The 23154-nt window shown below is 63.7% G+C and carries 17 protein-coding genes and 1 pseudogene; 9 read left to right on the forward strand and 9 right to left on the reverse strand.

Annotated features, from left to right (window positions below):
- Positions 1-79: 79 nt before the first annotated feature.
- The 3 genes from hslV to argS all read right to left on the reverse strand — a co-directional run bounded on the left by hslV (position 80) and on the right by argS (position 3387).
- Positions 80-613, reverse strand: a complete 534-nt coding sequence (gene hslV / locus AB5Y51_RS07825) for an ATP-dependent protease subunit HslV (RefSeq protein WP_005306539.1) — start codon at positions 611-613, stop codon at positions 80-82.
- Between the two features lie 176 nt (positions 614-789).
- Positions 790-1638 carry an SPOR domain-containing protein gene (locus tag AB5Y51_RS07830; protein WP_010676029.1) on the reverse strand — a complete coding sequence of 283 codons (849 nt, stop codon included), beginning with the start codon at positions 1636-1638 and terminating at the stop codon, positions 790-792.
- Positions 1639-1641: 3 nt separating this feature from the next.
- On the reverse strand, positions 1642-3387 hold the full coding sequence (argS, locus tag AB5Y51_RS07835) for an arginine--tRNA ligase (protein WP_010676028.1): 1746 nt from the start codon (positions 3385-3387) through the stop codon (positions 1642-1644).
- A 314-nt stretch (positions 3388-3701) separates the two neighbouring features.
- Here argS and AB5Y51_RS07840 point away from each other — a divergent pair, with 314 nt between their 5' ends.
- From AB5Y51_RS07840 to AB5Y51_RS07850, 3 genes are all read left to right on the forward strand, one after another.
- Positions 3702-4268, forward strand: coding sequence for an LON peptidase substrate-binding domain-containing protein (locus AB5Y51_RS07840; protein WP_010676027.1), 567 nt, complete (start codon positions 3702-3704; stop codon positions 4266-4268).
- Between the two features lie 124 nt (positions 4269-4392).
- Positions 4393-4962, forward strand: coding sequence for a sigma-70 family RNA polymerase sigma factor (locus tag AB5Y51_RS07845; RefSeq protein ID WP_010676026.1), 570 nt, complete (start codon positions 4393-4395; stop codon positions 4960-4962).
- Entirely contained in the window at positions 4955-5620 is a 666-nt protein-coding gene (locus AB5Y51_RS07850) for a ChrR family anti-sigma-E factor (protein WP_368178251.1), read from the forward strand. Before AB5Y51_RS07845 ends, AB5Y51_RS07850 begins: the two co-directional genes overlap by 8 nt.
- 111 nt (positions 5621-5731) lie before the next feature.
- On the opposite strand, the gene bacA is transcribed toward AB5Y51_RS07850, so the two are convergent.
- From bacA to galE, 6 genes and pseudogenes are all read right to left on the reverse strand, one after another.
- Positions 5732-6547, reverse strand: coding sequence for an undecaprenyl-diphosphate phosphatase (bacA, locus tag AB5Y51_RS07855; RefSeq protein ID WP_010676024.1), 816 nt, complete (start codon positions 6545-6547; stop codon positions 5732-5734).
- A 254-nt stretch (positions 6548-6801) separates the two neighbouring features.
- Positions 6802-7797 carry an aldo/keto reductase gene (locus AB5Y51_RS07860; protein ID WP_368178252.1) on the reverse strand — a complete coding sequence of 332 codons (996 nt, stop codon included), beginning with the start codon at positions 7795-7797 and terminating at the stop codon, positions 6802-6804.
- 143 nt (positions 7798-7940) lie between these two features.
- Positions 7941-8954 (reverse strand): annotated as a pseudogene (locus tag AB5Y51_RS07865) (galactose-1-epimerase); the annotation flags it as partial.
- Between the two features lie 81 nt (positions 8955-9035).
- A complete protein-coding gene (galK, locus tag AB5Y51_RS07870; RefSeq protein WP_043153961.1) occupies positions 9036-10184 on the reverse strand; it encodes a galactokinase in 1149 nt (382 codons plus the stop codon).
- Positions 10181-11239, reverse strand: a complete 1059-nt coding sequence (locus AB5Y51_RS07875; RefSeq protein ID WP_368178253.1) for a UDP-glucose--hexose-1-phosphate uridylyltransferase — start codon at positions 11237-11239, stop codon at positions 10181-10183. The genes galK and AB5Y51_RS07875 overlap by 4 nt, the downstream gene beginning before the upstream one ends.
- 49 nt (positions 11240-11288) lie before the next feature.
- Positions 11289-12302, reverse strand: a complete 1014-nt coding sequence (gene galE / locus AB5Y51_RS07880; protein WP_045522836.1) for a UDP-glucose 4-epimerase GalE — start codon at positions 12300-12302, stop codon at positions 11289-11291.
- A 216-nt stretch (positions 12303-12518) separates the two neighbouring features.
- On the opposite strand from galE, the gene AB5Y51_RS07885 reads away from it, so the two are divergent.
- The 6 genes from AB5Y51_RS07885 to AB5Y51_RS07910 all read left to right on the forward strand — a co-directional run bounded on the left by AB5Y51_RS07885 (position 12519) and on the right by AB5Y51_RS07910 (position 22837).
- Positions 12519-13523, forward strand: coding sequence for a substrate-binding domain-containing protein (locus AB5Y51_RS07885; RefSeq protein ID WP_010676018.1), 1005 nt, complete (start codon positions 12519-12521; stop codon positions 13521-13523).
- Between the two features lie 642 nt (positions 13524-14165).
- Entirely contained in the window at positions 14166-17240 is a 3075-nt protein-coding gene (locus AB5Y51_RS07890) for a beta-galactosidase (protein ID WP_368178254.1), read from the forward strand.
- Between the two features lie 219 nt (positions 17241-17459).
- Entirely contained in the window at positions 17460-18446 is a 987-nt protein-coding gene (gene mglB / locus AB5Y51_RS07895; RefSeq protein ID WP_010676016.1) for a galactose/glucose ABC transporter substrate-binding protein MglB, read from the forward strand.
- Positions 18447-18499: 53 nt separating this feature from the next.
- Entirely contained in the window at positions 18500-20020 is a 1521-nt protein-coding gene (gene mglA, locus AB5Y51_RS07900) for a galactose/methyl galactoside ABC transporter ATP-binding protein MglA (protein ID WP_010676015.1), read from the forward strand.
- Positions 20021-20035: 15 nt separating this feature from the next.
- Positions 20036-21046 carry a galactose/methyl galactoside ABC transporter permease MglC gene (gene mglC / locus AB5Y51_RS07905; protein WP_010676014.1) on the forward strand — a complete coding sequence of 337 codons (1011 nt, stop codon included), beginning with the start codon at positions 20036-20038 and terminating at the stop codon, positions 21044-21046.
- Between the two features lie 57 nt (positions 21047-21103).
- Positions 21104-22837 carry a methyl-accepting chemotaxis protein gene (locus AB5Y51_RS07910; RefSeq protein WP_368178255.1) on the forward strand — a complete coding sequence of 578 codons (1734 nt, stop codon included), beginning with the start codon at positions 21104-21106 and terminating at the stop codon, positions 22835-22837.
- The last annotated feature ends 317 nt before the right edge of the window (positions 22838-23154 follow it).

Consider the following 23154-nt stretch of genomic DNA (forward strand, 5'->3'; position numbering starts at 1 on the left):
TATCCGGGGCGGGCAGGGCCCACCCCTTGGAAAATGGGGTTTGGCTGGCGGCCTTATTTGGCGGCCCTATTTCGCCGGCTTATTTAGCTGAATAATCCAGCACTTCGATGGTGTGGTTGCCGTTGGTGAAGACGCAGATGTCGCCCGCAATCTTGAGGGACTTCTCGACAATGCTCTTGGCGTCGAGCTCGGTGTTCTCCAGCAGGGCGATGGCGGCGGACTGGGCGAAGTTACCGCCGCTGCCGATGGCGATGAGATCGTGCTCCGGCTGCACCACGTCACCGTTGCCGGTGATGATGAAGGATTTGTGCTCGTCGGCGACGGCCAGCAGGGCCTCGAGGCGGCGCAGGGCGCGATCGGTGCGCCAGTCCTTGGCCAGCGCCACGGCGGCGCGCTCCAGGTTGCCCTGATGGGCCTGCAGTTTGGCTTCGAAGCGCTCGAGCAGGGTGAAGGCGTCGGCGGTGCCGCCGGCGAAACCAGCCAGTACCTTGCCGTTGTAGAGGCGATGAACCTTGCGGGCGTTGCCCTTCATGACGGTGTTGCCAAGAGAAACCTGGCCATCGCCACCGATGACGACCTGACCGTTGCGGCGAACTGAAACTATGGTAGTCACTTTACTTACCTCGCTTGAGCCGAATGACGGCCTGACTGTGCATGGAGGAAAAGATGGGGATGGCAAAACGGCTTTTCAAGCCTGTGCCGAGCACGGATCGCGGAGGAGGGATCGGGTGGGCGCCAAAAGAAACAGGGCCGGGTGTTGCCACCCGGCCCTGTGCATGGACGCGGCGATCACCCCTTCTTGGGGATGCAGCCGCTGATGCCCGAGCCCTGCAGCTTGCGGTTGGCCGCGTCGGCCGCCGCCTTGCCGTTGAAGGGGCCCACCATCACCTTGTAGACGGCGCCACCGGCCCCGTTCACCACCTGCAGACTGGAGGAGAGCCCGGCGGTGAAGGCGATGCGCGCCTTGAGGGATTCTGCGGAATCCTGGGAGCGCAGGGCGGCACACTGCATCATGTAGCGGCCGCCGTCGGCGGCTGCGGTCTGTGCAGTCTGGGTCGCCGCCTTGGCCCTGGCGGCCTCGGCACGCTCCCGCTCCAGTTCGGCGCGGATCTCCCGCTCCATCCGCTCACGCTCGGCCTTCTGGTCGATCACCTGCTCCCGGGCGCTGGCGACCGGGGCGCCGGTGGCCGGCTTGGTCGGCTGCACCGGTTGCGGCTGATAGGGCTTCACCTGACCGATGGGGGTTCCCGGCTGGGGAATGTCGGTCGCGACCGGCTTGGGCAGCTTCTCCGGTTGCAGGGTCATGGTCTCGGCGGGCGGGGGCGGCAGCACGCCCGGCTGGGGCGGCGGCTCTATGATGTCCACCTGCTTGTTCTCCAGCCGCTCGATGTAGCTCCACTTCTCCTGGGGCAGGGTATTGCCCTGTGCCTTGGGTTTGTTGGCCTTCACCTGCTCTTCGATGGTGGGGGCATCGGCGCCCTTGCCGTTGATGAGGTAGAGGAAGGCGCCGAAACCGACGACCAGGGCCCCGGCCAGCAGTGCCGGGATAACAGGAAAGCGGCGAGGGGCCGCTTTCTTGATGTTACGGCCACCCGCCCGTCGTCTCGGGCTGTTGCCGACGTAATCCCGGGTCGCCATCTATTACATGCGCTCCAGGGTGTGGATGCCCAGCACGCCCAGGCCCAGCTTGAGCACCTTGGCGGTGGCGGCGCACAGCAGCAGACGGCTCTGGCGGGTCGCCTCGTCCACGCCGTCCTTGTTGATCGGGCAGGCTTCGTAGAAGGTCATGAAGTTGCCGGAGAGCTCATACAGATAGGTACAGAGCAGGTGCGGCATCCCCTTGTCCGCCACGCCGTTGACCGCGTCGGAGAACTGGATCAGCTTCTGGGCCAGGGTCTCTTCGGCATCTTCGCTCAGGACCACCTTGCCGCTCAGGGTGTCGGCATCGACACCGGCCTTGCGGAAGATGGACTGGATACGGGTGTAGGCGTATTGCAGGTACGGCGCCGTGTTGCCTTCAAAGGAGAGCATCAGATCCCAGTCGAAGATGTAGTCGGTGGTGCGGTTCTTGGAGAGATCCGCATACTTGACCGCGCCCATGGCGATGGCGTGCACCACCTGGGCCTTCTCTTCGGCAGAGAGGTCGCTGTTCCGGCTCTCCAGCAGGGCGCTGGCGCGCTCTTCCGCTTCGTTCAGCAGGTCAACCAGCTTGACGGTGCCGCCGGAGCGGGTCTTGTAGGGACGGCCGTCCTTGCCCAGCATCATGCCGAAGGCGTGGTGCTCGAGGGGCACGGACTCCGGCACATAGCCCGCCTTGCGGGTGATGGTCCAGGCCTGCATCAGGTGCTGGTGCTGACGGGAGTCGATGAAGTACATGACCCGGTCGGCGCCTAGGTTTTCGTAACGGTATTTGGCGCAGGCGATGTCGGTGGTGGTGTAGAGGAAACCGCCGTCGCTCTTCTGGATGATGACGCCCATGGGCTCGCCATCCTTGTTCTTGAACTCGTCCAGGAAGACCACGGTGGCCCCTTCGCTCTCGACTGCCAGCCCCTTGGCTTTCAGGTCGGCAACGATCTGCGGCAGCATGTCGTTGTACATGGACTCGCCCATGATGTCCTTGTTGGACAGGGAGATGTTCAGGCGGTCGTAGTTGCGCTGGTTCTGCTCCATGGTCATGTCGACCAGCTTCTTCCACATGGTGCGGCAGTACTCATCGCCACCTTGCAGTTTCACCACGTAGTTGCGGGCGCGCTCGGCGAAGGCTTCGTCTTCGTCGTAGTGACGTTTGGCCTGGGTGTAGAAGGCTTCCAGGTCCTTGAGCTCCATGTCGGAGGCGTGCTCGTTGGCCATCTTCTCCAGATAGGCGATCAGCATGCCGAACTGGGTGCCCCAGTCGCCGATGTGGTTGGCACGCACCACCTTGTGGCCCAGGAATTCGAGGGCGCGGGCGGCCACGTCACCGAGCACGGTGGAGCGGATGTGGTGCACCGCCATCTCCTTGGCCACGTTGGGGGCGGAGTAGTCCACCACCACGGTCTGCGGTGCCGGCAGCTTCACGTTGGCGTTGTCGGAGGTCACCATGGCTTCCACCTGACCGGCCAGCCAGCTCGGGTCGAAGAAGAAGTTGATGAAGCCGGGGCCGGCGATCTCGACCTTGGCGATCAGATCGGAGGCAGGCAGGTGCTCGATGATGGCAGCGGCCAGCTCGCGGGGGTTCTTGCGGGCCGGTTTGGCCAGCAGCATGGCCAGGTTGGTGGCCAGGTCGCCGTGAGCCTTCTCCTTGCATCGGTCTACTTGCACCCGGGCTTCCAGGTCGGCGGGCAGGACGCCTGCGGACTTGAGATTGGCTACCGTTTGTTCAAGTAGATGATGAATATGCTCTTTCATAACTGACCACCGAGGTTGCGCGTCGAAAAGTGACTGACTGGATAAGGGCGTGAATTTTACCCGCATCGGGCCGAGAAAACTATAGGAACGGCCCGCACCCGTGGGTGTGGCGGATATTTCACTGCGTTTTCCACCACATTGCAGGATATTGATTTGGGTAAGTGGTGGTTATCCATTTCTACTGCATAACGAAACGGCTTGTCCAGGCTATTTTCCCCTGATTATGACAGGGTTATTTATACCGATTCGATCTGAATGATCCCGCTTCCCGTGGCGGTCGTATCCTTTGAGGACGCCGTTGGAGGATGATTCCCATGACACTGGTACTGTTTCCACTCTCCGCTCACCTGCTGCCGGGCGGCATCATGCCGCTGCGCATCTTCGAGCCCAGATACCAGCGCATGATCGCCGAGTCCCGGGAGCGGGAGTTCGCGCTCTGCATGCTGGACCCCCGCCAGCCCGACGCGCTGCGCAACATGTACCCCATCGCCACCCGGGTGCGCATCATCGATTTCGATCTGCTGCCCGATGGTTTGCTCGGCATCACGGTGCTCGGGGTGGAGCGGGTGCGCATCACGGATCTCTGGCAGGAAGAGGACGGTCTGCGGGTCGGCGAGGTGGAGCCCCTGCCCCCCTGGCAGAGCGGCAGGCTCCAGGCGGATCAGCACTCCCTGGCCAAGGCGTTGCAGGATGTGTTCAACGACTATCCGGAGTACGCGGCCCTCTATCCGGAGCCGGACTGGGAGGATGCGAGCTGGGTCGCCCAGCGCTGGCTGGAGGTGCTGCCCATCCCGGTGGAGCAAAAACAGTGGCTGGTGGCGGCCAAGGACAACCAGCCCACTCTCTCCCTGCTGAGCGGTCTGCTGGTCGCGAGCCATTGAATTCCCCTTCCCGGTGATCCTTTTTCCTCGCTCACCGTATTGGGGGTGAACACCACACGCGAGGGATGGCGCAATGGCATATACTGGCCAACCACAATCGGCTCCACGCAGGACATCGCCCCCCATGGACAACCCAGACGGCGACCTCACATCTTTGCTGGTCCGGGTGGCCGAGCGGGCCGACAAGGCTGCCTTCGCCACCCTGTTCCACCACTTCGCGCCGCGCATCCGCAGCTACGGGCTGCGCCACCTCGGCAGCGAAGCCAACGCCATGGAACTGGTGCAGGAGACCATGCTGCTGGTCTGGCAGAAGGCACGGCTCTATCACCCCGACAAGGGCGCCGCCACCACCTGGATCTACACAGTGATGCGCAACCAGAGCTTTGACATGCTGCGCCGCCGCCGCGCCAGCAAGGAGGAGCTCTGCGCCGAGGAGATCTGGCCGTTGCTGGAGTTCCGGGCCGAAGAGGAGCACCTGAGCGGCGGTGAAGACGCGGTGCTGACCCGCCAGATGGCCCACTATGTCGCCACGCTGCCGGAGCCGCAGCAGCAGGTGGTGCGCGGCATCTACCTGCAGGAGCTCTCCCAGCAGGAGCTGGCCGACCGGCTCGGCGTGCCCCTTGGCACCATCAAGTCCCGGCTGCGGCTGGCACTACAGAAACTGAAGGAACAAGTGGAGCAAGGCCATGATTAAGACCCATCCGACTGAACCCATGCTGCGCGCCTTCGCCGCCGACGAGCTGCCCCTGCCGCTGGCCGTCGGTGTCTCCGCCCATTGCGAGTTCTGCCCCGAGTGTGCCGTCCGGGTGAAGCAATTTGAAGAGGCGCTGGCGAGCCAGCATCTCGCCCCTGACGCGCCGGACGAGGCGCTGCCCGCCGGATTCGATGCCATGCTGGCGGGCATACTGCAACAGCCGGTGGCGACGGAGGCGGCGCTCGCCCTTCCCGAAAGCCCGAGGCCAGAGCTCAGGGTGGCGGGTCACAGTTACCGGCTGCCGCGGGCATTGGCACGGCATCATGCCCCCAGGTGGCGTCATCTCGGGGCCATCCGTCAGGTCAGCCTGCCCCTGGACGAGATGGGGGCGCGGGCCAACCTGCTGCACATCGAGGCGGGGGGGCGGATCCCGGAGCACACCCACAAGGGATATGAGCTGACCCTGCTGCTGGCGGGCACCATCGAGGATGGCGACACCCGCTATCAGGCGGGGGATTTCATCTGGCGTGACGCCAGCCACGCCCACAGCCCCCGTACCCCGGACGGCTGCCTCTGCTACACGGTGCAGGATGCCCCCGTGCAGTTCACCAAGGGGTTGTCACGGCTGCTCAACGGCATCAGCCAGCACCTCTATTGAGTTGGGTCACGGCTGCCCGGTGATCGCGGGCTGCCGCGCGACTGAGGCGGTATCACGGCATGAAAAAAGGGACCCTCGGGTCCCTTTTGTGTTGCTTGGCGGCGAAGCCCATCAGGCCACGAAGACCAGGTAGACGACGAAGGCCAGCAGGAAGCGGTAGATGGCGAACGGGATGAAGTCGAGACGACGGATCAGCGCCAGGAAGGTCTTGATGGCGACCATGGCCACCACGAAGGCGGTGACGAAGCCCACCGCAAACATGGGGAAGTCCGCCATGGAGAGGAAATCGCGGCTCTTGTAGAGATCCAGGCCGCTGGCCGCGATCATCATGGGTACCGCCATGATGAAGGAGAATTCTGCTGCCGCGTGGCGGCTGATGCCCATCAGCATGCCGCCGCTGATGGTGGCGCCGGAGCGGGAGAAACCGGGCCAGAGTGCCAGGCACTGGAACAGGCCGATGCCGAAGGCCTGCTTGTAGCTGATGTCGTCCAGGGTCTCCGCGGTCACGGCGGGGCGGAACTTTTCGGCGATGATGAGCAGGATGCCGCCGGCCACCAGGGCATACATCACGGTTTCCGGCCCGAACAGATTGGCCTTGATCCAGCTGTGGATAGCCAGCCCGACGACCACGGCGGGCAGCATGCCGAGGATGACGTGCACCAGGGAGAGGGTCGCGTGGCCCGGGGTCGGTTTCTGACCGAAGTGAATGCCGATGAGTCCGAACAGGCGGCGCCAGAACATGACGACCACTGCCAGAATGGAGCCGAGCTGAATCACCACCTCGAAGGTGGCGGCCTTGGGTCCTTCAAACCCGAGGAGGTGGCCGACGATGATCATGTGGCCGGTGGAGGAGACGGGGAGGAACTCGGTCAGGCCTTCCACTATGCCCAGCACAAAGGCGACGAACAGGGCGTAGGATTCGGTCATGGTGCAGATCTCTTGGTTATGGGGTCTGGATAAAATCAACCCCGAACGGGTCGGGGCGGCCAATGATGGCGGAAAATCGCGCGGGCAACCAGTGAATATTGGGGATTTCAGCGCCCTGTTCCGGCCGGGAAAGGGCGCTGGCGGACCATGCAGGGCGCGGCTTGCCGCATGCTGTCAGAAGCCATGACTGTCCCGTCACGTTCTGACAGGGCAGTCACGCCTGTTGACCTCTGTTTTATGATCTCTTTGTGCTGTCAGGCCAGTATGGACAGGATTTTCTGTTGAAGATCATCGTCCAGGGGGGGCTGCCCCAGGGCGTCGACGGCGCTCCTTATCTGTTGGGGATGGCTGGCGCCGATCAGGGCGCAGCTCACCACGGGGTCGCGCAGCACCCATTGCAGTGCGAGTTGCGACAGGGACTGACCCCGTTGCAGGGCCAGTGCATGCAGGGCGCGGACGGTGGCGAGCTTCTCCTCGGTGATCTGGTCCGCCGTGAGGAAGGGGCTGGCACTGGCGGCGCGGGAATCCGCGGGAATGCCCGCCAGGTAGCGATCGCTCAGCAGCCCCCCCGCCAGGGGCGAGAAGGCGACCACCCCCATGCCGTGCTCCCGGCAGGCCGGCAGGGTGTCGGGCTCAATATCGCGCTGGAACAGGGAGTATTTGAGCTGGTTGACCAGGCAGGGGGTGCCGAGCTCCGCCAGCCGAGCGGCAGCCTTGGCCGCGAGCGGTGCCGGGTAGTTGGAGAGGCCGATGTAGAGCGCCTTGCCCTGGCGCACCATCAGGGCCAGGGCCTGGCAGGTCTCCTCGAGCGGGGGGCGGGGATCCGGCCTGTGGTGATAGAAGATGTCCACGTAGTCGAGGCCCAGACGGCGCAGGCTCTGGTGCAGGCTGGCGAAGAGGTACTTGGCGCTGCCGCCATCGCCGTAGGGGCCGTCCCACATCACGTAGCCCGCCTTGCTGGCGATGATGAGCTCGTCCCGATAGGGAGCCAGGCTCCTCTTGAGCAGCGTGCCGAAGGTCAGTTCGGCAGATCCCGGCGGCGGCCCGTAGTTGTTGGCGAGATCGAAGTGGGTGATCCCCAGATCGAACGCCTGATGCACCATGGCCTTCGCGGTGGCGGGATCGCTCCCGGCGCCGAAGTTGTGCCAAAGGCCCAGACCGATGCCGGGCAGGCGCAGGCCGTGGCGGCCCGCCGGTCGGTAGGACTGGCGCTGGTAGCGGTCGGGGGCGGCGAGGTAGTTGTCATCCATCACGGTGCGGTTCCTTGGGCTGGTGTGCAATGAGGAGCGGCGGGCCCTGCGGCCGGCCTCACCCCGGCTGATTCGGCGGTGCCATCGGGGCCGCCATGACGTGGCGGCGCGCCCGGGCCCCTTCGTCTGCCCGAGCGGGGCTGTCAGGGGGCAGGAATAAAGCGATAACGGGTCTGGTGGCGATAACGCTGCCCCGGCAGCAACCAGGGATCGCCGAGGGCGGGCCGGTTCGGGCTGTCGGGCAATTGCTGGGCCTCCAGGCAGAAGCCGTCGTAATCCCGGTAGGGTCGGCCCTGACGATCCGGTGTGCCGGTCAGCCAGTTGCCGCTGTAGAACTGCAGGGAGGGCTGGTTGGTGTAGACCGCCATGGTCAGCTTGCCATCCCCCGAGATCACCCGGGCGGCCCATGGCTGGTTGGACCCACCAAACGGCTCATCAGCAGGCTCAAAATCGCTGTTGTTGAGCAGAAATGCGTGATCGTACCCCTTGGCCAACTGCTGCTGGGGGTGGTCCAGCCACGCCTGGCCGATGGGGCGGGGGGCGCGCAGATCGAAGGGGCCTTCCACCGGGGCGATGGCCAGCGGCAGGCTCTGGTCATCCGTGGGCAGGTAGCGGTCGGCGTCTAGGCTGATGGTGTGGTGGCGGATGTCGCCACCGCCATCCAGGTTGAAGTAGGCGTGGCTGGTGAGGCTGACCGGGCTGGGAGCGTCCGTGCTGGCGCAGAAGTCGACCACCAGATCGCACTGCTCCAGCCGATACTCCAGGCTCACCCTCAGATTGCCGGGAAAGCCCTGATCCCCCGCCCGGGAGAGGAGCGCCAGCTTGACCCTGTCCGCCTCCTGCTCCTTGATCTGCCAGGTGCGGCGATGGAACCCGTCGCGCCCGCCGTGCAGGCAGTTGGCCCCCTGGTTGGCGTCCAGCGTCCAGCACTGGCCTTCCCGCTCAAGGCGGGCGCCGCCGATGCGGTTGGCAAAGCGCCCCGCCACGGCCCCCAGCCATACCTGCTGGGTGAGGTAGGCCTCGTCGGCGCAGCCCAGCAGCACCTCCCGCCGCTCTCCCGCCACCGGCAGGGTGAGGGAGGTGAGGGTGGCCCCGTATGCGAGACCGCGCAGCCGCAGTCCCTCCTCGTTTTCCAGCTCGAATCTCATCATGGTTTGCGGTTCCCCGTCGTGATCCCGTCACCCCCTGCCGGCGTCGTGAGTGCCGGGCAGGGGGCGTCACCCGTTGTCAGGCGTGCGTTACAGTCTGCCGGCCCCTGCGCTGGCACGGCAGACGTAACAGTCCGCCTTGAGGCCGAAGCGGGCCGGGTATTCCGCCTCCACCACGGCGATCACCTCGGCCACCTTCTCGGGGCGCAGCAGGGCGACCACGCAGCCACCAAAACCGCCGCCGGTCATGCGCACACCGCCTTCGCTGCCGAGCCGGGCCTTGATGATCTCCACCAGGCCGTCGATGGGGGGCACGGTGATCTCGAAGTCATCGCGCATGGCGGCGTGGGACTGGCCCATCAGCTCGCCGAGGCGCACCAGATCGCCCTGTGCCAGCGCATCGGCCGCCGCCAGAGTGCGGGCGTTCTCGCCGACCACGTGGCGGGCACGGCGATAGCAGGCCTCGTCCAGACCGGCCTTGCCCGCTTCCAGCGTGGCCAGGTCAAGATCCCGCAGGGCCTTGACCCCGTAGTGACGGGCGGCGGTTTCGCACTGCTGGCGACGGGTGTTGTATTCGCTGTCCACCAGGCCGCGGCGCACGTTGGAGTTGACGATGAGCACCGCCAGATCGGTGGGCATGGGGATGAGCCGGGTCTCCAGGGAACGGCAATCGAGCAGCAAGGCGTGATCCTGCTTGCCGCTCGCGGAGATCATCTGATCCATGATGCCGCAGTTGCAGCCGACGAACTGGTTCTCCGCCTGCTGGCCGTTGAGGGCGATTTCCGCCTGGCTGATGGCCAGCCCCTGGGCCTCCTTGAAGGCCTGGCCGATGGCCACCTCCAGGGAAGCGGAGGAGGAGAGACCCGTCCCCTGGGGCACGTTGCCGGAGACCACCAGATTGAGGCCGCGCAGGGCGTGGCCCCGTGCCTGCAGGTGTTTCACCACGCCGCGGATGTAGTCGCTCCAGCGCTGGCTGGGGTGGTGCTCGATGGGTTGATCGAGACTGAACCGGTCGCGCTGGTTGTCGTAGTCGGCGGCGATCACTTCGACCAGGTTGTCGCCGCGCAGGCCGATGGCGACGCAGGTCTCGTAGTCGATGGCGCAGGGCAGCACGAAGCCGTCGTTGTAGTCGGTGTGCTCGCCAATGAGGTTGACGCGGCCTGGAGCCCGTACCAGCAGGTCGGGTTGTTGCTCAAACTGCTCGGCAAACACGGCGCTGACGCGCTGGCTCGGGGTCATAGGGCCTCCTCGTTGGACTGGTTCTGGTCGTTGTAGTGGATGGGACTGAGGGCGCGCAGCCGTTCCGCCGCCTGTTCCGGGGTGAGATCGCGCTGGGTTTCGGCCAGCATCTCGAAGCCCACCATGAATTTGCGCACCGTGGCGGAGCGCAGCAGGGGCGGATAGAAGTGGGCGTGCAGTTGCCACGCCTCGGGGCAGTCGGAGCGGGGCGGGGCGAAGTGCCAGCCCATGGAGTAGGGGAAGCTGCACTGGAACAGGTTGTCGTAGCGGCTGGTGAGCTCCTTGAGCGCTATGGCCAGGTCCTGTTGCTGTTCCCGGGTGAGATCCAGCATGGAGGGGACATGGGCCTTGGGCAGCAGCAGGGTCTCGAACGGCCAGGCCGCCCAGAAGGGCACCACCGCCAGCCAGTGGGCGGTCTCCACCACGATGCGGGAGCGATCCGCCTGCTCCCGCTCCACATAGTCCAGCAGCAGGGGGCGGCCGTGTTCGGCCAGCCAGGCGCGCTGGTGCGCCTCTTCCCGGGCAATCTCGTTGGGCAGGAAGTCGCTGCCCCAGAGCTGGCCGTGAGGGTGCGGGTTGGAGCAGCCCATGACGGCGCCTTTGTTTTCAAAGACTTGGACCCATTCCCACTGGTCAGAGAGCTCGGCCACCTGGTCCATCCAGGTGGTGATCACCCCTTCGATGGCGGGCAGGGGCAGCTCGGGCAGGGTCTTGCCGTGATCCGGCGAGAAGCAGATGACCCGGCTGGTGCCCCGGGCGGCTTCCAGCTTCAGCAGGGGATCCGGCGCCGCGTCGGCGGCCGGGGTGTCCTGCATCAGGGCGGCGAAGTCGTTGGTAAAGACGAAGGTGCCCTGATAGTCGGGGTTGATATCGCCGGTCACCCGGGTGTTGCCCGCACAGAGGAAGCAGTCGGGATCATGGGCCTGGCTCGGCGCCAGGCTCACCTTCTCGACCTGGCCTTGCCAGGGGCGCTTGGCCCTGTGAGGGGAGACCAGCACGTACTGGCCGGTGAGCGGGTTGAAGCGGCGGTGGGGGTGATCAACGGGGTTGAACATCATCACTCCAGTGTGTGAGTTGAATACATCCGAAGGCGCAGGCCAGGGCCTACGCCTCGTAACCATTGGGGTTGGCGGACTGCCAGCGCCAGCTGTCGGCGCACATGGCGGCGAGATCCCGGCTGGCATGCCAGTCCAGTTCCCGAGCGGCCTTGGCGGGATCGGCCCAGCACTCGGCGATGTCGCCGGGGCGCCGTGGCTCGATCCGGTAGGGAAGGGGCCGACCGCAGGCAGCCTCGAACGCCGCGACCATCTGCAGCACGCTCTGGCCCTGGCCCGTGCCCAGGTTGTAGGCGTGGACACCGCCCCGTCCGGCGCAGTGTTCCAGAGCCTTGACGTGCCCTTCGGCGAGATCCATCACATGGATGTAGTCGCGCACCCCGGTGCCGTCGATGGTTGGGTAATCGTTACCAAAGACCGAGAGGCAGTCGCGCCGGCCGATGGCGACCTGGGTCAAAAACGGCATCAGATTGTTGGGGATGCCCTGGGGATCCTCCCCCAGAGTGCCGGACTCGTGGGCGCCGACGGGGTTGAAATAGCGCAGCAGGGTCATGCTCCAGTGGGGCTCGGCCCGCTGCAGATCCTCGAGGATCTCCTCGATGATCAGCTTGGATCGGCCGTAGGGGTTGGTGGCGCTGCGGGGGAAATCCTCCCGGATCGGGGTGCTGGCGGGATCGCCGTAGACGGTGGCCGACGAGCTGAACACCAGATTGCGTACCCCGGCCCGTTTCATCGCCTGCAGCAATACCAGGGTGCCGCTCAGGTTGTTCTCGTAGTAGTCCAGCGGGATGCGGGTCGACTCGCCGACCGCCTTGAGGGCGGCGAAGTGGATCACTGCGTCGATGTGCTGCTCGCTGAAGATGCGATCCAGCAGGGCCGGGTCACGGATGTCCCCCTCGTAGAAGCGGGGCTCGTGCCCGCTGATGGCGGCGACACGGGTCAGGACGCCCGCCTTGCTGTTGCAGAGGTTGTCCACCACCACGGGCTCCATGCCTGCGGCCTGCAAGGCCAGACAGGTGTGGCTGCCGATGTAGCCGCAACCGCCGGTGACCAGTACTTTCATCCGTTGTTCCACCCTCAACTCCTCGCATCAGGAAAGCCTGAGCAGGAGTCTAGCCGAGGGGCTGACGGGCAAACTGTGAGCTGCTTAACAAATACGTGTAAACGATTACACTTGTTTTCATCGACCAATGTGGCAAGTTCTGATTTTTCCCCCTGTTATCAGTGACATTGAACGGTATAATGCGGCCAGTTGCAGCGTGAAATAAGTGAAAACAGCATGAGCACCATCAAGGATGTCGCCCGTTTGGCCAATGTGTCAGTGGCAACGGTTTCACGGGTGATGAACAACTCACCCAAGGCCAGTGCCGCCTCCCGCGAGGTGGTGCTGAAGGCCATGGCCGAGCTGGGCTATACCCCCAACGCCAACGCGCGGGCCCTGGTCAGCCAGACCTGTGACACCATGGGAGTGGTGGTGGGCGACGTGGCGGATCCTTTCTTCGGCGCCCTGGTCAAAGGGGTCGCGGCGGTGGCGGTGGAGCAGGGCTTGCACCTGTTGATGGGTAATGGTTTTCACCGCGCCCAGCAGGAGCGGGAGGCCATCGAGCTGCTCATCGGCAAACGCTGCGAGGCACTGGTGGTGCACAGCAAGGCGCTCGGCGACGAGGAGCTGGTCGACTACGCCCTGCGCGCCCCCGGCATGGTGCTGATCAACCGCGACATTCCGAGTCTGAGGGGGCGCTGCATCGCCCTCAACAACCGCCAGGGTGCGGCGACAGCCACCCGTCATCTGCTGGATCTCGGCCACCGCCATATCGCCTTCCTGAGCTCGGATCACGCCATCGAGGATGCGCTGTTGCGCCACCAGGGCTATCAGGATGCCCTGGCGGAGGCGGAGGTCTTCGCCGATCCCGAGCTGGTGGAGAGCGGCATGCCCAATGAAGAGGGGGGCGAGCGCGCCATGCTCAACCTGCTGGCCAAGGGGTTGCCCATCACGGCGGTGGTGGCCTACAACGACGCCATGGCGGCAGGGGCCATCTCTGTGCTGGCGGACAACGGCCTCAAGGTGCCGGAAGAGGTGTCTGTGGTGGGCTTCGATGACATCATCTACGCCAGATACCTGAGGCCCAAGCTCTCCACCATGCGCTATCCCATCGAGCTGATGGCGGCCCAGGCGGCCAAGCTGGCGCTGCAACTCGCCGCAGGGGAGAGCGAATCGGTGCAGAGCCGCATCTATACCCCCACCCTGATCAACCGCCATTCGGTCGCTCCCGTCAGGTCCTGATCGCAGCGCTTGCGCCCGTCGGCGCAAGCGCTGCACCTGGCGAACCCGTACTGCAGCATATAAAGCGCCCCCATAGCTCAGACGATAGATAGCTCAGAGCATGGCTAGCGCAGACCATAAAGGACTGTCTGAGGAGTGACAACCGTCCCCTCACACTCCCTGCCTGCCGAACTCGGCAGCTCTTCCCGCTCGTCTGTCACGAGCCCCTCTCCCCCGGCCTGCCGAGCCTCACTTCCTGCCGGAACCTGCCAGACACCCGCCATGGCTTTTCTCTGCGTCGGGCAGGGGCTCTCGTGGCCTCTGCACACTCCTGCGAGAGGCCGGGCTGCGTGCCCGGAACCGGGTTGAGGCGCTCCAGCACCTGATGGAGCGAGGGGGGCGTGATGTCGGGTCTTTGCCATGGCTTGCTCAGCTGGTTCGGCCATTGCCTCCCGGTTTCACACTCCCGGGCATCTTTTGCCCTTCCGAAGGTCCGCTTTTCCCCCGCGGGGTTATTTACTCGGATTTATCCGATTTTTACTCCGTTTTACTTAACAAAATGAGTGTAATCGTTTACATCTGTGTGAGCGGGATCGCCGATCACCGGGCAAAACTCTCCTACACTGCAGTGGTTTTCAGCGTGAATGCAGGGAGAAGTGAAGCATGCTCAGGGAGATAGTGGCCCGTCAGGATTGGCAGACCCAGGGGATCACCGCCGTGAACCGGTTGCCAGCCCATACCCCCTTGTCCAGTTGGCGCAGTGAAGGGGAAGCCAGGATGGGGGGGTTGTCACCTTCCCGCCTGCTGCTGGACGGCGAGTGGCAGTTCTCCTGGTTCGAGGCCCCGGAGCGGGTGCCGGAGCAGTGGCTGGTAGAGGATCTGCCAGATGCCTGCCCCATCAAGGTGCCGGGCAACTGGCAACTGGCTGCGGCCTATCCGGGGGCGCGGCCCGTCACGGATGTGCCCATCTACACCAACATCAAGTACCCCTTTCCCTGCGACCCGCCCCGGGTGCCTGCCGAGAATCCCACCGGTTGCTACTCCCGCGAGTTCACCATTGCTGCGGACTGGCTGGCCGAGGGGCAGACCCGGATCATCTTCGACGGGGTGGACAGCGCGTTTCACCTCTTCTGCAACGGCCGCTGGGTCGGTTACTCCCAAGACAGCCGGCTGCCGGCGGAATTCGATCTGACCCCCTTCCTTCAGGCCGGGGCCAACCGCCTCGCCGTCCTGGTGCTGCGCTGGTCTGACGGCTCCTATCTGGAAGATCAGGACATGTGGCGCATGAGCGGCATCTTCCGCTCCGTCAGCCTGCTGCACAAACCGGCCCGTCATCTGATGGATATCCGAGTGACGCCCGAGCTCGACGCCTGCTACCGGGATGCCCGCCTCAAGGTTGAATTGCAGGCGGCCAACGGAGCCGGTCTGTCGGTGGAGGCCAACCTCTATGATGGCGACGAGCGGGTGGCGACCCTGCGCCAGCAGATTGGCACCCAGGCCATCGACGAGAAAGGGGTGTATGACGATCGCGCGGAGCTGTGGCTGACGGTAACGGCGCCACACAAGTGGAGCGCCGAGACCCCGCACCTCTATCGCCTCACCCTGACCCTGCTGGACGAGCAGGGAAGCGTCCTCGAGAGCGAGGCCCATGACGTGGGCTTTCGGGCGGTGGAGATCCGTGGCGGCCTGCTGCGGGTCAACGGCCAACCCCTGCTCATTCGTGGCGCCAATCGCCATGAACACCATCCCGCCACGGGTCACGTGGTGACCCCGGCCGACATGGAGCAGGATCTGCTGCTGATGAAGCGGCACAACTTCAACGCGGTGCGCTGCTCCCACTATCCCAATCACCCCGAGCTCTATCGCCTGTGCGACCGGCTCGGCCTCTATGTGGTGGACGAGGCGAACCTGGAGACCCACGGCATGACCCCCATGGGGCGGCTGGCGCGGGATCCCGCCTGGAGCAACGCCTTCCTGGAGCGGGTCACCCGCATGGTGGCCAGGGACTTCAACCACCCCTGCATCATCATCTGGTCCCTGGGGAACGAATCCGGTTATGGTCCGGCCCACGACGCCATGTATCGCTGGGTGAAGGGGGCGGATCCCAGCCGCCCGGTGCAGTACGAAGGGGGCGGGGCCGACACCCCGGCCACCGACATCATCTGCCCCATGTATGCCCGTACCCACCAGGATCAACCCTTCCCGGCGGTGCCCAAGTGGGCGCTGGCCAAGTGGATCGGCCTGCCGGAAGAGACCCGGCCGCTGATCCTGTGCGAATACGCCCACGCCATGGGCAACAGCCTGGGGGGCTATGCCCATTACTGGCAGGCATTTCGCGATCATCCGCGGCTGCAGGGTGGGTTTGTCTGGGATTGGGTCGATCAGGGGCTGGACAAGCAGACCGACGATGGCCGCCATTTCTGGGCCTATGGTGGCGATTTCGGCGACACTCCCAACGATCGCCAGTTCTGCTGCAACGGCCTGCTGTTCCCCGATCGCACCCCCCATCCCTCCCTGTTTGAAGCCCGGCGTGCCCAGCAGCCCTTTGTTCTGACCCTGCAGGGTCGCCAGCCGCTGACGGTGGAGATCCGCAGCGAATACCTGTTCCGCGAGACGGACAACGAACGCCTGCAGTGGCGTCTGTGTGAAGACGGGGTGGTGGTGAGCCAGGGTGAATGCCCGCTCGAGCTGGCCCCCCGGGGGAGCGTGACGCTGACCCTGCTGGAGCAACTGCCGGCCTTTGCGCCGGGGGCGCTCGCCTGGCTGGATCTCGCCATCGTGCAGCCCACCGCCACGGCCTGGGCCGGAGCGGGTCACGAGGTGGCTCGCCAGCAATGCCTGTTGCCCGCGCCCCTGGCGCTGCCGTCGGCCTGCCCGGCGGTCAGCCTGACCGAGCAGCGCGATCACTGGGTGCTTGGCGCCGCAGATTCCCTGTGGCAGCTCGACAAGGCCAGTGGTCGCATCGTCAGCTGGCAGAAGCAGGGCCGCGAGCGGCTGCGCGACGCCATCGCCGATCATTTCTATCGGGCGCCGCTCGACAACGATATCGGCACCAGCGAGGCGGATCATGCCGATCCCAACGCCTGGATTGCCCGCTGGCAGGAGGCCGGACTCAATGATCTGCAGCACCGCTGTCTCGGCCTGGAGGCGAGTCCGGAGCTGGGTCTTATCACGGCGCACCACGGCTACTTCGTGGGTGACGAGCCGAAGATCCTGACCCGCTGGCATCACAGGATGGACGGGGAGGGCGCCATGCACCTCGCCATCGAGGTGGAGGTGGCCGCCGACATGCCCTCCCTGCCGCGCATCGGTGCCCGGCTCTGGCTGGCTGATGAACCGGCCGAAGGTGCCCCGGTGAGCTGGCTGGGGCTTGGCCCCCACGAGAATTACCCGGATCGCCGGCTCGCCGCCGATCTCGGTCGCTGGCAATTGCCCATCGAGGCGTTGCACACCCCTTATGTCTTCCCCACCGACAACGGACTGCGCTGCGATACCCGCGCACTGCAACTGGGGGATCTGGCGGTGGAGGGGCGCTTCCACTTCAGTGTCAGCCGCTACAGTCAGCAGCAGCTGGCCGAAGCCCGTCACCAGACCGATCTGGTGGCCCTGGGGGGCACGCACCTGTGCCTCGATGGCTTCCACATGGGGGTGGGAGGCGACGACTCCTGGAGCCAGAGCGTGCGGCCCGAGTTCTGGCTGTTGCCGGGGCGTTATCAGTGGCACTGCCGTCTGAGCTAGCCGGACCCGCCGTCGCGAGATGGCGAGACTCAAAGGCGGTTTCTCACGTAACTATTTAATTTTTAACAATATTACGGCTATGTAACAGAGTGTAAACGTTTTCATTTTGTTGCCAGGATCACAGACCGCCTCACAACAAACTGATTACATTAGGCTGGCGCCAGCTCAAACGGTGTACAGCATTCCCTACAAAAAACAGATAGAGATCGGAGCATAACAATGAAAAAACTCACGACAGTTGCCACCTTGCTGATGGGACTGATGGCGGGAGCCCAAGCCCAGGCCGATACCCGTATCGGGGTCACCGTCTACAAGTACGACGACAACTTCATGGCCGTGGTGCGCAAGGCCATCGAGAAAGAAGCGGCGGCCACCCCGGGTGTGGAACTGCTGATGAACGACTCCCAGAACGACCAGTCCAAGCAGAACGACCAGATCGACGTGCTGCTGGCCAAGGGCGTGAAGGCCCTGGCCATCAACCTGGTTGACCCGGCGGCGGCCCCTGTCGTGATTGAGAAAGCCCGTGCGGACGAGATCCCCGTGGTTTTCTACAACAAGGAACCGAGCGCGGCCGACCTGGCCAGCTATGACAAGGCCTACTACGTTGGCACCGACTCCAAGGAGTCCGGAATCATTCAGGGCCAGCTGATCGCCAAGCACTGGAAAGCGCACCCCGAGTGGGATCTGAACAAGGACGGCGTCATCCAGTTCGTGCTGCTCAAGGGTGAGCCTGGTCACCCGGATGCGGAAGCCCGCACCACCTACGTCGTCAAGACCTTGAACGATGGCGGCATCAAGACCGAGCAGCTGCACATGGATACCGGTATGTGGGATACCGCCATGGCCAAGGACAAGATGGACGCCTGGATCTCCGGTCCGAACGCCAACAAGATCGAAGTAGTCATCGCCAACAACGACGGCATGGCGATGGGCGCCGTGGAGTCCCTGAAGGCCCAGGGCAAGACCGCCATCCCGGTGTTCGGTGTTGACGCCCTGCCGGAAGCCCTGGCCATGGTCAAGAGCGGTGCCATGGCCGGTACCGTGCTGAACGATGCGGCCAACCAGGCCAAGGCCACCTTCGAGCTGACCAAGAACCTGGCCGAAGGCAAGCCGGCCGGTGAAGGCACCAACTGGAAGATCGACAACAAGGTCGTCCGCGTTGCCTACGTGGGCGTAGACAAAGACAACCTGTCCCAATTCGAGTAATTCCTCCCCTCAGGGCAAGGGAGATCCCCTTGCCCTCTTTTCAACCAGATGTGATGGCTGATATGACAACACGGCAACAATCAGAATGGCTGTTGGAGATGATTGACGTCAGTAAGAGCTTTCCTGGCGTCAAGGCACTCGATAATGTCAATTTACGGGTCCGTCCTCATTCTGTGCATGCGTTGATGGGCGAGAATGGCGCAGGGAAGTCCACGCTGCTCAAGTGCCTGTTCGGCATCTACGAGAAGGATCAGGGCAAGATCTTCTTCAAGGGACAGGAGATCAACTTCACCTCGTCCAAAGAGGCGCTGGAGAATGGCGTTTCCATGGTGCACCAGGAGCTGAACCTGGTACTGCAACGCACCGTGATGGACAACATGTGGCTCGGCCGCTATCCCACCAAGGGACTGTTTGTCGACCACGGCAAGATGTATCAGGACACCAAGCATATCTTCGAGGAGCTGGACATCGACATCGACCCCAGGGTCAAGGTCGGCACCCTGTCGGTTTCCCAGATGCAGATGATCGAGATTGCCAAGGCATTCTCCTATGACGCCAAGATCGTCATCATGGACGAACCCACCTCCTCCCTGACCGAGAAAGAGGTCAACCACCTCTTCAAGATCATCAATAAGCTCAAGGAGAAGGGGTGCGGCATCGTCTACATCTCCCACAAGATGGAAGAGATCTTCCAGCTCTGTGACGAGATCACCATATTGCGGGATGGCCAGTGGGTGGCGACCCAGCCCCTCAAGGGCATGACCATGGATCAGATCATCGGCATGATGGTCGGCCGCGAGCTCACCCAGCGCTTCCCGGAAAAAACCAACCAGCCCAAAGAGGTGATCCTCGAGGTCGAGCACCTGACGGCCAAGAACCAGCCTTCCATCAAGGACGTGACCTTCAACCTGCACAAGGGGGAGATCCTCGGCATCGCCGGTCTGGTGGGGGCCAAGCGCACCGACATCGTGGAGACCCTGTTCGGCATCCGCGATCGCAGCGAAGGGACCATCAAGCTGCACGGCAAAGAGGTGGCGAACCACAACGCCCACGAGGCGATCCAGAACGGCTTCGCCCTGGTGACCGAGGAGCGCCGCTCCACCGGGATCTATTCACGCCTCGACATCGCCTTCAACTCTCTGATCGCCAACATGGACAACTACAAGGGATCCATGGGGCTGCTCAGCGACAACAAGATGAAGAGCGATACCCAGTGGGTCATCGACTCCATGCGGGTCAAGACACCGACCCAGCAGACACAGATTGGCTCCCTCTCCGGTGGCAACCAGCAGAAGGTGATCATCGGTCGCTGGCTGCTGACCCAGCCCGAGATCCTGATGCTGGATGAACCGACCCGGGGTATCGACGTCGGCGCCAAGTTCGAGATCTACCAGCTCATCCTGGAGCTGGCGAAGAAGGACAAGGGCATCGTCATCATCTCCTCCGAGATGCCGGAACTGCTCGGCATCACGGACCGCATCATGGTCATGAGCAATGGCCGGGTCGCGGGGATCGTCAACACCAAAGAAACTGACCAGAGCGAGATCCTGCGCCTGGCATCTCTGTACCTATAAAGACAGGAAGACATTATGGAGTCGGCTAAAAATTTCAATCTGATGCAGGCGCTCAAAGAGAACGGCATCTATGTGGTGTTGCTGGTGTTGCTCATGATCATCGTGATCAAGGAGCCCTCCTTCCTCAGCCTCACCAACCTCAGCAACATCCTGACCCAGTCCTCGGTACGGGTCATCATCGCCCTCGGGGTGGCGGGCATCATCATCACCCAGGGTACTGACCTGTCGGCCGGTCGTCAGGTCGGTCTGGCGGCGCTGATCGCGGCCACCATGCTGCAGGCCCTGACCAACGTCAACAAGGTCTTCCCCACCCTGGGGGAGGTGCCCATTCCGGCGGTGATCCTGCTGGTGTGCGTGGTGGGCGCCCTGATTGGTCTGGTCAACGGCCTGATCGTCGCCTACCTGAACGTGACGCCCTTCATCACCACCCTGGGCACCATGATCATCGTCTACGGCATCAACTCCCTCTATTTCGACTCCGTGGGGGCTTCCCCGGTAGCCGGGTTTGATCCTCGCTTCTCCAACTTTGCGCAGGGCTTCATCCGGATTGGCGGATTCAAGCTCTCGTACCTGACCTTCTATGCGGCCATCGCCAGCGTCTTCGTCTGGGTGCTGTGGAACAAGACCCGCTTTGGCAAGAACATCTTCGCCATCGGTGGCAACCCGGAAGCGGCCAAGGTGTCCGGCGTCAACGTCGCCGTCAACCTGGTGGTCATCTATGCCCTGGCCGGTGTCTTCTACGCCTTCGGCGGCATGCTGGAAGCGGGGCGGATCGGCAGTGCCACCAACAACCTCGGCTTCATGTACGAGCTGGATGCCATCGCGGCCTGCGTGGTGGGGGGCGTTTCGTTTGCCGGCGGTGTGGGAACTGTCGCGGGTGTGATCACCGGCGTACTTATCTTCACGCTGATCAACTATGGTTTGACCTACATCGGTGTCAGCCCTTACTGGCAGTTCATCATCAAGGGCGGCATCATCATCCTGGCGGTAGCCCTGGACTCCATGAAGTACGCCAAGAAGAAGTAAGCATTGGCAGGGAGGGCCGGGTCATCCCGGCCCTTTCTCTTTGGAGGGACCCATACCATGGCATTCAAAGTCAAAATCAACGTGCTGTTGCTGCTCGCCATTCTGGTCACCATCGGTACCGCCTGGTTCAGCGTCAACCATTTCATCAGCGGCTACATCCGCACCCAGGCCACCCAGAACATCAACGAGCAGATCACCCTGGTCAGGGAGAAGCTGGCGGGTGACATCAACCAGAAGGTGCTGCTGGCCGCCAACCTCAACCTTGGGGTGACCAGCGTCAAGAAGGCGCTGCAGGAGACCGGCTTTCACAACATCGTCAAGCTCATTGGCGACATGGCATTCGACGCGAACGGGGTCATCGACGACAAGGCCAGGGTTGACGCCCTGCGCAAGCTGATCCCCGCCGCCAACAACCAGATCACCGTCAGCCCGCTGGAGCAGCTGGACGGCAAACCCGTCATCTCCATCCTGGTGCCGCGCGGTGCCGACTCCGCCTACCTCTACTACCTCGACATGAGCGAATTCAAGACGCTGCTGACCAAGGTAAGCGGGGAAGGGCGTTACTTCTCCCTCACCGACAGTCAGGGACAGGTGCTCTACAGCAGCAAGCCCCAGGGAGAGAGCGAGAGCCGCCCCAACAAGCTGGATATTCGCGGCAGCGAGTGGACCCTGACCGGTTATGTGGATCTCGACTATATCCGGGCCATGACCCAGGCGCTCAACGGCAAGATCACCCTGGCCCTGCTCGGGGTGGCGGTGCTGGTACTGGCCCTCTCCATGGTGGCCCTCAACCTGGCCTATAGACCCATCCTCTCCCTGCGCGACCTGGTACAGGAGCTCTCCCAGGGCAATGGGGATCTGACCCGCCGGCTCACGGTGACCAGCAAGGATGATCTCGGCCAGATCTCGGCGGGCATCAACCGTTTCATCGAGCAGTTGCAGGGCATGATGGGGGAGGTGAGACAAGCGAGCGGCCAGCTCAATGAAGGGATATCGGCATTGGCGAGGCAGACGGGGTCGGCCCAGGGCCTGCTGGCGGAGCATGTGCGGGAGACCGAACAGGTGGTCACCGCCATCAACGAGATGAGCCGTACTGCCGTCTCGGTATCGGAGAGCGCGGCCAATACTGCCCAGCTGACCGGCCAGAGCCAGCAACTGGCCAACCAGTCGCGTCAGGTGGTGGATCAGGCCATGGCCAGCGTCACTGCGCTGGTGACGGAGGTGGAGGCCACGGCACACTCCATCGAAGCCATGCAGCAGGATGTGCAGCAGATAGGCTCGATTCTCGGGGTCATCGGTGGCATCGCAGAGCAGACCAACCTGCTGGCCCTCAACGCCGCCATCGAGGCGGCCCGGGCTGGTGAGCAGGGGCGGGGGTTTGCGGTGGTGGCGGACGAAGTGCGCTCTCTGGCGGGACGCACCCAGAAGAGCACTGCCGAGATCCAGACCATGCTGACCCGGCTGCAACGGGGCACCCAGACCGTGGTGGCCGCCATGGGCAACACCCGGCAGAGCTGCCAGGATGCGGCGGAAAACACCAGCAAGGTGAATGCGTCACTGGATCTGATGGCGGGAGAAGTGGTGGAGATCAACGATCTCATCAGCCATATTGCCACTGCCGCGGAGGAGCAGAGTGCCGTTGCCGAGGAGATCAATCGCAACATGAGTGCCATCGCCGAGGTGATCACCCAGCTCAAGGGGAATGGCGAGCGCACCGTGGACAGCTCGAACGCCATGCAGCGCACCTATGACAGGCTGCGGGAGATAGTGGGGCACTTCCGGCTGGAATAGCGCCGGCTGTGCGAGTCCCGGGTACCCTGGCCAGCAACATCGTGGCCGGGATGACCCATCAGCGAGCAGACGTGAAAAATACCCAAAAAAGATGGGGGCGACTTGCGTCGCCCCCGATAGTCTTATCGCTCATATCCTTGAACGAAGTTGCTCCCTGCAATCCCTGACTATACCTCTTCCTTTAGGTTTCCCCTTCCCAATCCTTTGGGGTGTCCTTTAGCCATCATGGCCTGACGAGTCATCCGTTCCCGTCGCACTTTCTCCGTCCTGGGAGGTGTCCTTTACCACATCCTGTGGTGAGTCCATTTGCCCAACCC

The organism is Aeromonas sp. R7-1, from assembly GCF_040908115.1.
GTDB classification, from domain to species: domain Bacteria; phylum Pseudomonadota; class Gammaproteobacteria; order Enterobacterales; family Aeromonadaceae; genus Aeromonas; species Aeromonas caviae.